Below are 13,097 nucleotides of genomic sequence, written 5' to 3' on the forward strand. Positions count from 1 at the left end.
TATGAGCAGGGTTGTCCAAAATCCGAACGATTATTCAGGCGTGTACTCGTAAACATCGTGCAGAAGCACATCGCTGACGGCACTTGCTCCAAATCCCAGGTATAGCTTATTTCCGATAGAAAAATGGACTCCCGAATATACCTGCTCGCCAATAAAGGGTGCTTTTTGTATCCATCGGTTGTCTGGCGCGCTGTACTGCCAGAATTCCATCACATTGTAGGATTCGCCAATAAACGCCTGCTGCCCTGCTCCCTGAAGGATTTCCGGATTTGCAGACACACTCGCCGGTGAGCTGGCCTTCTGAACAACTGACGCCGGCGTTGTGGCAGTGGTAAATTCGTACAGTTTTAAGCCTGAAGCGAGGAAGTATACTTTATCCGATGTAGATACCGTAGTGTAAACATCTTTGGGCATAGAGGGCACATTCACACCTGTCCATGTATCGGTAGCTGGGGTGTACCTGTAAAGGGTGCGATCGGAAAGCAGCACATACCCGAATTCGCCCACAGAAAAGGCACCCAAAATTCCAGATTGTTCAGTCCCGTAGAAATTAAGAGCCTTCTTTGCTGTCCACTTGTCAGTTTCAGGATTGTACTCATGAAGATCGCCGCCCGATGGCTCAATCATGTAGCCTTTTCCGTCAATGACAAAACCTTTCGAGTCGAAAGATTGCGCATAGTCAACGGCAATCGGCGTGCGCTCAGTCCAGGTATTCGAGACCTGGTTGTACTGCCAGAACTCATTTTTGTCGCCGGACTCTTCGTAGTGCCTGACTGAAAAGTATGCAGACTGCGCGATCGTGAAGGCAACAGTCGATGACTTTTCCGCGATGAACGGAGCCTTTGCTACCTTTTTCCAGGCGCCGCTTGTGACTGTAAAGCTCGATGCGCTCTCAATGCGCTTGTCGCCTTCTGATATTGTGATGCTCCCGGATTTACTTCCGACAGGCACAGTAACAACCAATTGGTTAGGGCTTACAGAAACAATTGTAGCCTCAACACCGTCGAAAGAAACGGCATTAAATTCATCGAAGTTGCTTCCAGTGATCGTAACCTGGTCGCCATAGTTTCCTACCGAGGGTGAGAAGGACACGATTTCAGGATTGGACTCTTCCTCCTGACAGGACGCTAAAAGAATGACTGATAGTAGAATAAGGGATAACTTTTTCATGTGAACCGGGATTAACGGTTCCCAAAAGTATTGCAGCCATGATCTCCGGTTCCGCGACTGTCTGGCAAAATCTTACGTGTAGGCATATTGTCGCTGCAATTAAAGGACGCATTGGTGCCGATTGTAGGATACTTCTATCCGGCGACTCTGGTGGCAATTAATCCAGATACGGATATCAATGTGAGTGTGGTAACAAACGAATTTTCGTAGCCAGGGAGTGGTGAGTTGGTAGTACACGACCAGGAACTTACTGACTAACAGGCTCTGGTTTCTTATCGCAGGTAAAACGTGTTACCTTCTTCTCATTGCCGACTTTTGCGATTTCCAGGAAGACAAGGCCACTCTCCTCAATCCCCAACGCGCAAAAGAAATCTGAGACCTTTTGAAATGTCCTTGTTTCCGGATAGAACGGCACGCCCAGTTCTTCTCGTGCCCATAAGTCAATGTCTATCATTTTTCCTCCAGACATTCCTGCAAGGGGGACGCTGTGCTTTTGAATTTCAGAAGGTATTTTTTCAAGCTGATCGTCGCGGATAGCGACGTAGAAGAACGATGGTTTATTGGAAAACAGTGAAAACGACAAATAGTGATCAACGTGCCCTGTAAGGTTAAAGGCAGGCACGATCCAAACAAGCACTAAGGCAGCACTGAGTAATGCGACCTGAGCCAACTGACTACGAACGTTGTTCATCAATTGACGCAGAGCGCCTCCAAAACCTGGCGCCTGACCTATAAACAACAAGAAATTGAATATGATCATTGCCACGTTCCAAGGCACCAGTACCAGATTGTTTTGCAGGCGGTCATGAATTCCTATGTAGCCAATAATCGCAAGATGCATGACGAGTACAAAGCAAAGTGCTGATCGCCGTGTCTTATCAAACAGCAAACCCACGCCTGCCAATGCTTCCAGTAGCCCTACAGCATATCCAGCAACTATAACAAGTCCCTGCTCCGGATTAAGTTGTATATCAATAGTTCCTGAAACCTCCCCGATAAATAATCTGACGAAATTGGGGTTCATCTTATGAACACCACTCCATAGGTAAACGCCACTCATCACGAGTTGCCAATAGGCAAATGATATGACGCTGGTCCTCGCGGAAATCACAAGTGGAAACAACATGATCATGTACAAATACACCCATGGCTGCCACTTCATTTGATCCAGCACCATAAGGCACAACAAAGTGAGAACAGCAACGGAAGCAAACATCCGTTTCGAGGAAATGACTACCCCGGATAATGCCAACAGTAAAACCGCTGTCAGCACATTGACATCGTCAAATTGAATATCTGGTAATGGAAGAGTTGGAAACAACGAAGGTTTCCACCATAACCTGAAGGAGGTTAGTACGCCCGCTATCAGACCGAGGGCAATACAGCGCGTAATGGCCTGCTGTCTCCACGGCTTGCGCACAGGAATGTCTGGATTTTCCATGAGCGCCAGGCGGTACGACTATGCTTCGCCGATTGTTCCCCCAAAGTTCATGGGGAACTTGGGCATATCTTCGGTACGCTTAATAGCGCCAAAACTCGCCTCGTACTTGTCGATATTATCCTTCAGCGCTGCAAGGAAACGCTTTGCGTGTTCCGGTGTAATGACGATACGCGACTTTACCTTTGCTTTCGGCACGCCGGGCATCAGCCGGATAAAATCAATTACGAACTCACTGTTTGAGTGAGCAATCATCGCCAGATTTGAATATATGCCTTCGGCGATCTCCTCAGATAACTCGATGTTGATCTGATTTTGGTTTTGTTGCTTGTTCTTGTCTTCTGCCATGGCTTTTACAAAAAAAAGGGTTGACCCTCACGGATCAACCCTCTGGTTATTAATGTCTGATTAGTCTTGCAACTCTTTTTCTCTGTCGCGTGTGCGTTCAGCGGAAGAGGCCGTGGTACCATCATACTCATCAGCGTGAGTAACGATGATGTCATTGTATTTGCGCTGACCAGTTCCTGCAGGGATGAGGTGACCTACGATCACGTTCTCCTTGAGGCCCATCAACCAGTCCGTCTTACCACGGATGGCAGCTTCGCTCAACACTTTAGTTGTTTCCTGGAAGGACGCAGCCGACAGCCAGCTTTCAGTCTTCAACGATGCCTGGGTGATACCCTGCAACGTTGGCCTTGAAACTGCTGGCATAGCATCGCGAACTTCAACAAGTTTAGCATCACGACGACGCAGCTGTGAATTTTCATCACGGAACTCGCGCGGAGTAATAATCTGACCTGCCTTCAATGTGTTCGAATCGCCAGCATCAATTACAACCTTCTTATCAAGAATCGCGTCGTTGTCTTCGCGGAACTGAAGCTTATCTACGTACTCATTCGTAAGGAAGCTTGTGTCTCCCGGATCAATGATCTCAACCTTCTGCATCATCTGGCTTACGATAGCTTCAATGTGCTTGTCGTTGATTTTCACACCCTGGAGGCGATATACTTCCTGGATTTCGTTCACAAGGTACTCCTGAACTGCAGTCGGACCTTTGATAGAAAGAATATCCGAAGGTGTGATCGAACCGTCTGACAACGGCTGACCTGCTCGCACGAAGTCATTATCCTGTACAAGGATGTGCTTCGACAGCGGAACAAGGTAACGCTTCTGTACTCCGTCGCGCGACTCAATGAAGATCTCACGATTACCACGCTTGATACCTCCGTAAGTCACCACACCATCAATCTCACTTACAACCGCAGGATTCGAAGGGTTACGGGCTTCGAAGAGTTCAGTTACCCGTGGCAGACCACCGGTGATGTCTCGCGATTTACCCATAGTACGAGGAATCTTCGCCAGTACCTGACCAGCTTTGATCTTCTCTCCTGAATCAACAGCCAAGTGGGCCCCCACAGGGATGTTGTAAGACTTAGAATCTGTTTTACCGCGAACGATAATTGCAGGGTTCTTTGTCTTATCACGTGTATCGGTAATTACCTTCTCACGGTGACCAGTTTGTTCATCTGATTCCTCCTTGAAAGTGATACCCTCGATGATCGATTCATATTCAATTGTACCATCGAATTCAGAAAGGATAACCGCGTTGTAAGGATCCCAGTAGCAAAGCTCATCGCCTTTCTCTACCGTAGCTCCTTCTTTCACCGTAAGGAATGAACCATAAGGAACGTGGTTTGTGATCAGCACGCGGGTCTTATCCTTATCAGTGATACGGATTTCACCTGTGCGGCCCATCACCACATTTACTGTATTGCCTTCGCGGTCAGTTGTTTCAATGGTACGGATACCTTCGAATTCAACTACACCACTGAATTTCGCTTTAATGTTTGCGTCAACTGCGATGTTAGACGCCGTACCCCCCACGTGGAAGGTACGAAGTGTAAGCTGCGTACCTGGCTCACCGATGGACTGCGCTGCAATCACACCGACCGCTTCACCAGCCTGTACCATCTTACCTGTAGCAAGGTTACGTCCATAGCACTTCGCGCAACCACCGATCTTCGACTCGCAAGTGAGCAATGAACGAATTTCGATTTCCTCGATGTTCGTGTCTTCGATAAGCTTCGCCAGTTCATCAGTGATCTCCTGGTTAGCGTCGCAGATTAATTCATCAGTCAACGGGTCATAAATCGCGTGTACCGTTGTACGGCCAAGGATACGCTCTGACAAAGGTTCAACGATATCTTCGTTGTCTTTCAATGCTGTTACCTTCAAACCACGAAGTGTTCCGCAGTCCTCTTCAGTGATCACAAGATCCTGCGCAACGTCAACAAGACGACGAGTCAGGTAACCTGCATCGGCAGTCTTCAACGCCGTATCGGCAAGACCTTTACGAGCACCGTGTGTAGAGATAAAGTACTCCAATACGTCCAGACCTTCCTTGAAGTTAGAAAGGATCGGGTTCTCGATGATCGATCCCACAGAACCTGCAAGATTCTTCTGAGGCTTCGCCATCAGACCGCGCATACCGCCCAGCTGACGGATCTGCTCACGCGATCCACGGGCACCGGAGTGCATCATCATGTAGATCGAGTTGAATCCTTGCTGATCTTCCTCCAACTGCTTCATCAGCGTGTTGGTGAGAAGTGTATTCGTACGGGTCCAGATATCGATCACCTGATTGTAGCGCTCGTTATCTGTGATAAGACCCATCATATAGTTGTTCCAAACGCTGTCAACTTCTTCTTGCGCGTTGGTAACAAGTTTTGCCTTTTCATCGGGAACCTTCACGTCGTTAAGACCCATTGAAAGTCCGCCTTTGTACGCCATCTGGAATCCAAGTTCCTTGATATCATCGAGGAACTTCGCGGCCTTCGACTGACCTGCCTGCTTGAATACGTCTGCAATGATTGTCTGCAGTTTCTTCTTTGTCAGGAGTTCATCAACAAAACCTACCTCTTCAGGTACGTACTGGTTGAAGATTACGCGACCTGCAACTGTCTCGATTGTTTTGAATTCGAGTTCACCAGTCTTCTTGTCGCGAACCTGAGCACGTACTTTGATGATCGCGTGCTTGGAAAGTTTGCCTTCGTTGAAAGCAATGATAACTTCCTCAGCTGAGAAGTAGCGCTTGCCTTCACCCACGATCGGATGATCGCCTTTGCTCTTGCGGCCCTTTGTGAGGTAATAGAGACCCAATACCATGTCCTGAGAAGGTACGGTAATAGGTGCACCGTTAGCAGGGTTGAGGATGTTGTGTGACGACAACATCAGCATCGATGCTTCGAGGATTGCTTCCTGTCCAAGCGGAACGTGAACCGCCATCTGGTCACCGTCGAAGTCGGCGTTGAAGGCCGTACATACGAGCGGGTGCAACTGGATAGCTTTTCCTTCGATCAGCTTAGGCTGGAATGCCTGGATACCAAGTCTGTGGAGGGTTGGAGCACGGTTCAGGAGCACAGGGTGACCCTTCAATACGTTTTCCAAAATATCCCAGATCACAGGATCCTTGCGATCAACAATCTTCTTGGCAGACTTCACCGTCTTCACAATACCTCTTTCGATGAGCTTGCGAATGATGAACGGCTTGAACAATTCTGCCGCCATATCTTTTGGCAGACCGCACTCGTGGAGTTTCAACTCAGGACCAACGACGATTACCGAACGGCCAGAGTAGTCAACACGCTTACCGAGAAGGTTCTGACGGAAGCGACCTTGCTTACCTTTGAGCATATCACTCAAAGACTTCAGGGCGCGGTTTCCATCCGAGCGGACTGCGTTTACTTTTCTTGAGTTATCGAACAATGAATCAACTGCTTCCTGGAGCATACGCTTCTCGTTACGGAGAATCACTTCAGGTGCCTTGATATCGATAAGACGCTTGAGACGGTTGTTACGGATGATCACACGGCGGTACAGATCGTTAAGATCTGATGTCGCGAAACGACCACCATCCAACGGTACGAGTGGACGCAACTCTGGCGGAATCACAGGCACCATCTTGATCACCATCCATTCCGGCTTGTTCTCGATGCGTGTGCGTGCATCGCGGAAAGCCTCAACTACTTTAAGACGCTTCAACGCTTCAGCCTTACGCTGTTGTGAAGTATCTGTCGCTGCTTGGTGGCGGAGATCGTAAGACAATTGATCGAGGGCAGTGCGCGCGAGCAACATCTCCAATGCATCAGCACCCATCTTCGCGATAAACTTCTTAGGATCGTTGTCGTCAAGAAGCTGGTTTTCGCGAGGGAGTTTATCAATGATGTCGAGGTATTCTTCTTCAGTGAGGAAGTCAAGGCGCTTCACGCCATCTTCTTCCTTAACACCTGGCTGAATAACTACATACCGTTCGTAGTAAATGATCTGATCAAGCTTCTTCGTAGCAAGACCGAGCAGATAACCAATTTTGTTAGGCAATGAACGGAAATACCAGATGTGTGCAACAGGTACCACCAGTTCGATGTGGCCCATGCGCTCACGACGTACTTTCTTTTCAGTCACCTCAACACCGCATCGATCGCAGATGATGCCTTTGTAGCGGATGCGCTTATATTTTCCGCAGTGACATTCCCAGTCTTTCACTGGTCCGAAGATGCGCTCGCAGAACAAACCACCCATTTCAGGCTTATAAGTTCTGTAGTTGATGGTTTCTGGTTGCGTCACCTCACCATGCGAGCTCTCCAGAATTGATTCAGGAGATGCCAGGCTGATGGTGATCTTCGAGAAGTCGCTGTTGATTTTCTTATTTTTTCTGAATGACATATTGTATTGTTTAACCCCCGCCAGCCCGGCCGTTGCTCACGCCCGGGCTGGTAGAAGTAGTACCAGAAAATTAATCCATAGTGATTTCGAGTGCAAGACCTCTGAGTTCGTGCACCAATACGTTGAACGACTCAGGGATATTCGGCTTCCTCATGTTCTCGCCCTTAACGATCGCCTCGTATGCTTTCGCACGACCGATAACGTCGTCAGATTTGATCGTGAGGATTTCCTGGAGGATATGAGACGCACCGAATGCTTCGATCGCCCACACTTCCATTTCTCCGAAACGCTGACCACCAAACTGTGCCTTACCACCGAGCGGCTGCTGTGTGATAAGTGAGTAAGGACCGATCGAGCGTGCGTGCATCTTGTCATCGACAAGGTGACCGAGCTTCAGCATATATGCCATACCAACCGTTACAGGCTGATCGAATTTCTCTCCTGTGAGACCATCGTAGAGATATGAACGTCCGTAGTCAGGAAGACCTGCCTCGTGAAGTTCAGTCTGCACCTGATCAAGTGTAGCACCGTCGAAGATCGGCGTTGCATACTTCTTGCCCAGCTTGTGACCTGCCCATGCGAGAACTGTTTCATAGATCTGACCCAGGTTCATACGCGAAGGTACACCCAGCGGGTTGAGACAGATATCGACTGGCGTTCCATCCTGAAGGAATGGCATGTCTTCTTCGCGCACGATACGGGCAACAACACCCTTGTTACCGTGACGACCGGCCATCTTATCCCCTACCTTAAGCTTGCGCTTCTTCGCCACATATACTTTTGCAAGTTGTACGATACCAGTAGGGAGTTCATCACCCACTTCGAGGGTAAAACGCTCGCGCTTAAAGTCACCGGCGTAAGAGTTGCGCTTAAGCAGATAGTTCTTCACCGTCTGCGCCACGAGCTCATTCGTGTGATCATCAGGCGTCCAGTTTTCAAGGCTCACGTCAGCAATCAGGTTCACTTCTTCCGGAACGTTGTAATTGCTTTCGTCGCGGTAGATGTTCTTGTCAGGGAACAGGTTGTTGTCGATTACCTTTTGCGAGAATTTCACGCCTTTGGTAACGAGCTCGTCTCCAAACTTGTGCTTCACGCCATTGCTGTTCTTGCCGTTCAGCAATGTGGTAAGCTTGTTAATCATTTCATTTCGAAGATCGAGCAACTGCTTGCTGTACTTAGCCTTCAGTGCATCAAGTTCCTTCTTCGATTTGGTGCGTACGTCCTTATCACGCTTAGGTCTCGAGAACAATTTCGTTTCGATAACCACACCTTTCAATGATGGAGGCGCCTTAAGGGAAGCATCCTTCACATCGCCAGCTTTGTCACCAAAGATGGCACGGAGGAGTTTCTCTTCAGGTGTCGGATCAGTTTCTCCCTTAGGAGTGATCTTACCGATAAGGATATCGCCTTCTCGAACTTCGGCACCGATGCGAATGATACCATTCTCATCGAGGTGCTTCACAGCTTCTTCGCTTACGTTCGGGATTTCCGAAGTAAGTTCTTCTTCGCCGCGCTTGGTATCGCGAACTTCAAGTTCGAATTCCTCGATGTGGATTGAAGTGTAAACGTCCTCGCGCACAACACGCTCAGAGATTACAATCGCATCCTCGAAGTTATAACCTTGCCATGGCATGTATGCCACGAGCAGGTTGCGTCCCAGGGCAAGCTCGCCGTTCTGGGTTGCATAACCCTGGCACAGTGGTTGACCTTTCACAATCTTCTGTCCCTTCATTACAAGAGGCGTAAGGTTGATACAGGTATCCTGGTTAGTTCTGCGGAACTTGATCAGATTATATGTCTTAAATTCATTGTCGAAGCTGGCGAGCTGTTGCTCTTCGGTCACCTCATATTTGATGGTGATCTTCTTCGCATCGACAAATTCTACTACGCCGTTACCTTCAGCAAGGATGAGTGCGCGTGAGTCAAGAGCTACGCGACCCTCGAGACCCGTACCTACGATAGGCGCTTCAGGACGAATAAGGGGCACAGCCTGACGTTGCATGTTCGATCCCATCAGGGCACGGTTTGCATCGTCGTGCTCGAGGAAAGGAATCATGGAAGCCGCCACGGACACGATCTGGTTAGGAGCGATATCCATGTAGCGAAGGTCTTTAGGCTCAACTACAGGGAAGTCACCCTCGAAGCGCGCCTTGATCTTCTCGTCAACGAACTCACCGCCGTTCTTCAGGGCAACCTTAGCCTGGGCGATGTAGTGTGTATCTTCTTCTTCGGCGGTAAGGAAAATGACAGGATCTTTCACCTTCACTTTTCCGTTTTCCACCTTTCTATATGGTGTTTCAATGAATCCCATCTTGTTCACTTTCGCGTGAACGCAGAGAGATGATATCAGACCGATGTTCGGACCTTCTGGTGTCTCAATAGTACAGAGACGGCCGTAGTGCGTATAGTGCACGTCACGAACTTCGAAGCCGGCACGCTCGCGGGAGAGACCACCGGGGCCGAGCGCCGACATACGGCGCTTGTGTGTTATCTCTGCGAGTGGATTGGTCTGGTCCATGAACTGCGACAACTGGTTCGTACCGAAGAACGAGTTGATCACTGACGACAAAGTACGCGCGTTGATAAGATCAACAGGCTTGAACTCTTCGTTGTCGCGAACGTTCATTCTTTCTTTGATGGTACGCGCCATACGCGCGAGACCTACACCAAACTGCGAATACAACTGTTCGCCTACTGTACGCACGCGACGGTTGCTCAAGTGGTCGATATCATCGACAACTGCTTTCGAGTTGATGAGTCCGATGAGATACTTAACGATAAGGATGATGTCATCCTTAGTTAATACTCTATGGTCAAAGCTCAGGTCGAGACCAAGCTTCTTGTTAATTCTATAGCGTCCTACTTCACCCAGATCATAACGCTTTTCGCTGAAGAAAAGGCTTTGGATGATATCACGGGCAGTTTGTTCATCAGGAGCTTCAGTGTTACGCAGCTGGCGGTAGATGTACTCAACGGCCTCCTTTTCGGAGTTTGACGTATCCTTAGCCAGTGTATTGAAGATGATGTGGTAGTCGGCGATGTTAATGTCGTCGCGGTGCAGGATAATCGACTTCACACCAGACTCCAGAATAACGTCAACGTCCTCTGCAGTGAGTGTGTGGTCGCGCTCCAGCAACACTTCGTTACGATCGATGGATACCACTTCACCGGTATCTTCGTCAACGAAGTCTTCCGTCCAGGTCTTGAGAACGCGGGCGGCGAGCTTCCGGTCTACTACTTTCTTCAGTGTGTTTTTGGTAGCCTCAACTTCTTCAGATAATCCGAAGAGATCAAGAATATCCTTATCTGATCCGTAACCAATAGCGCGGAGCAGTGTGGTTACAGGGAATTTCTTTTTACGATCGATGTATGCATACATCACCGCGTTTACGTCGGTCGCAAACTCGATCCATGATCCTTTGAAAGGAATGATACGGGCCGAGTACAGCTTCGTACCGTTCGTGTGTTTGCTCATGGCAAAGAACACACCTGGTGAACGGTGCAGCTGGGATACGATAACGCGTTCAGCTCCATTGATTACAAAGGAGCCTTTTTCCGTCATGTACGGAATATTGCCCAGGAACACTTCCTGTTCAATAGTTTCAAAATCTTCGTTGTCCTCGTCGTTACAGGTCAGTCTCAGTTTAGCCTTCAACGGCACTGAGAAGGTCAATCCCCGGTCGATGCACTCGTCGACATTGTATTTCGGAGGATCGATGGTATAATCCACGAACTCCAGCACGAAGTTTTCGCGGGAATCACTTATAGGGAAGTTTTCCGCGAACACCTTATAAAGACCTTCATTCTGTCTTTTTTCGGCTGGTGTTTCGATCTGCAAAAAATCTTTGAATGACTGGAGTTGAAGATCCAGAAAGTCGGGGTAGTCGAGTACTCGTTCGCTTGAAGAGAAATCGATTCTACCGTTTATTGTCTTTTTTGTCAAGGTGAGTAACGTTTAAGTAAGAGATCCTGGACGAGAACAATGGAAAACCAAAAGTTGTTCAAGGCCACAAATGGGAATAGACCCCGTCCAGACAAACGCCTGGACTGGGGTCTAACCGATGATTTTTAGACGGTTCCCTGGCCTTTCAAGAACTTACTTCAACTCCACTTCGGCGCCAGCCTCAGTAAGTTGCTTCTTGAGATTTTCGGCTTCGTCCTTAGGCAAGCCTTCCTTGATAGTCTTAGGAGCGCCGTCAACGAGATCTTTAGCTTCTTTCAAACCAAGACCAGTGAGTTCTTTCACCAGCTTAACGATTTGAAGCTTATTTGCGCCAGGGGCTTTCAATACTACGTCAAAATTAGTTTTTGCTTCAGCAACTGCACCACCTGCTGCACCACCAGCTGCAGGACCAGCTACAACAGCAGCGGCTGCTGGTTCGATGCCATAGGTTTCTTTAAGGTAAGAAGCTAACTCAGTAACTTCTTTAACAGTGAGTTCAACGAGTTGATCTCCGAGTGCTTTGATGTCGGCCATTTTTGTAAAGTTTAATAGTTCTGTTCTTGTTCAATAATTATTTAGTTCCGCGTTCTTCCAGTGCTTTCACGAGGCCAGCAACTGTGTTCTTGCTACCGCTAAGCAGTGCAGAAACAACATTCTTGGCAGGTGATTGGAGCAATGCAATAACGTCGCCAATGAGTTCATTCTTAGATTTGAGCTCACTGAGCATGTTGAGATTCTCGTCGCCTATGAAAAGGTCAGACTGAATCGCGGCAGCCTTCAATACTGGTTTGCCTTCGAGTTTCTTACGAAACTCTTTAATCACACGTGCAGGTGCATTGCCGCTCTCCTTGGAGAATATTACTCCGGAGAAACCGTGCAACGCCTTAAACAACGGTGAATAGTCAACTTCCTTGTTACGCTCAAGGGCCTTGCGGATCAACGTGTTCTTGTACACGCGATACTCAACACCGCTCTTGAAGCACAACCTTCTGAAATTATTGATTTGCTCAACGGTAAAACCGGTGGCATCAGTAATATAGAAGTGGTTGTTCTCAGCAAACTTAGCCGAAAGCTCCTCTATAATTTGTCCTTTTTCTTCTCTGGTCATGTTGTAAGTTCTTAAATGCCAGCTATGGAATTAGTATCGATCACGATTCCAGGACTCATCGTCGTCGACAAGGTGATACTTTGGAAGTAAGTACCTTTTGCCGATGCAGGTTTCAGTTTCGATACCACATTGATCATTTCGGCCACGTTGTCTCTGATTTTCTCAGCTGAAAAGGAAGCTTTTCCAACGCTTACGTGAATGATACCTTGCTTATCAATTTTGAAGTCGATCTTACCGGCTTTTACTTCTTTCACCGCCTTACCAACTTCGAGCGTAACAGTTCCTGATTTAGGATTGGGCATCAAACCGCGCGGACCGAGAATCTTTCCGAGCTTACCCACTTTAGCCATAACGGTTGGAGTACAGATGATCACATCGATATCTGTCCATCCTCCTTCAATTTTCGTGAGGAATTCATCGAGGCCGACGTGTTCAGCGCCTGCATCTTTAGCTTCCTGCACTTTGTCTGGCGTGCACAATACAAGCACGCGCACTACTTTACCGATACCGTGAGGTAACGCTACCACGCCCCGAACCATCTGGTCAGACTTCTTCGGATCAACTCCGAGACGAATGTCCACATCAACAGAGGCATCGAACTTCGTGAAGGTAATTTCCTTCACCAGTTTGGAAGCATCTTCCAGCGAGTACTCCGTTGCAGGATTAAACTTCGCCTGAATTGCTTTTCTGTTTTTAGTAAGCTTTGCCATCTCCTT

8 protein-coding genes are annotated in these 13,097 nt (G+C 48.2%); all 8 read right to left on the reverse strand.

Annotated features, from left to right (window positions below; translation table 11 throughout):
• Window positions 1-30 precede the first annotated feature (30 nt).
• Entirely contained in the window at window positions 31-1,170 is a 1,140-nt protein-coding gene (locus WBG78_RS12295; protein WP_337326722.1) for an IPT/TIG domain-containing protein, read from the reverse strand.
• A 247-nt stretch (window positions 1,171-1,417) separates the two neighbouring features.
• Window positions 1,418-2,611 (reverse strand): MauE/DoxX family redox-associated membrane protein, encoded by a 1,194-nt coding sequence (locus tag WBG78_RS12300; protein ID WP_337326723.1) that lies wholly within the window; start codon window positions 2,609-2,611, stop codon window positions 1,418-1,420.
• An 18-nt stretch (window positions 2,612-2,629) separates the two neighbouring features.
• Window positions 2,630-2,956, reverse strand: coding sequence for a DUF3467 domain-containing protein (locus WBG78_RS12305; RefSeq protein ID WP_337326724.1), 327 nt, complete (start codon window positions 2,954-2,956; stop codon window positions 2,630-2,632).
• 60 nt (window positions 2,957-3,016) lie between these two features.
• Window positions 3,017-7,330, reverse strand: a complete 4,314-nt coding sequence (gene rpoC / locus WBG78_RS12310; protein ID WP_337326725.1) for a DNA-directed RNA polymerase subunit beta' — start codon at window positions 7,328-7,330, stop codon at window positions 3,017-3,019.
• A 70-nt stretch (window positions 7,331-7,400) separates the two neighbouring features.
• Window positions 7,401-11,273 carry a DNA-directed RNA polymerase subunit beta gene (rpoB, locus tag WBG78_RS12315; protein WP_337326726.1) on the reverse strand — a complete coding sequence of 1,291 codons (3,873 nt, stop codon included), beginning with the start codon at window positions 11,271-11,273 and terminating at the stop codon, window positions 7,401-7,403.
• A 153-nt stretch (window positions 11,274-11,426) separates the two neighbouring features.
• Window positions 11,427-11,807 carry a 50S ribosomal protein L7/L12 gene (gene rplL, locus WBG78_RS12320; RefSeq protein ID WP_337326727.1) on the reverse strand — a complete coding sequence of 127 codons (381 nt, stop codon included), beginning with the start codon at window positions 11,805-11,807 and terminating at the stop codon, window positions 11,427-11,429.
• A gap of 37 nt (window positions 11,808-11,844) precedes the next feature.
• Window positions 11,845-12,381, reverse strand: a complete 537-nt coding sequence (rplJ, locus tag WBG78_RS12325) for a 50S ribosomal protein L10 (RefSeq protein ID WP_337326728.1) — start codon at window positions 12,379-12,381, stop codon at window positions 11,845-11,847.
• Between the two features lie 11 nt (window positions 12,382-12,392).
• A complete protein-coding gene (gene rplA, locus WBG78_RS12330; RefSeq protein WP_337326729.1) occupies window positions 12,393-13,091 on the reverse strand; it encodes a 50S ribosomal protein L1 in 699 nt (232 codons plus the stop codon).
• Window positions 13,092-13,097 lie beyond the last annotated feature (6 nt).

It is taken from the genome of Chryseolinea sp. T2 (assembly GCF_037203685.1).
Lineage (GTDB): Bacteria > Bacteroidota > Bacteroidia > Cytophagales > Cyclobacteriaceae > Chryseolinea.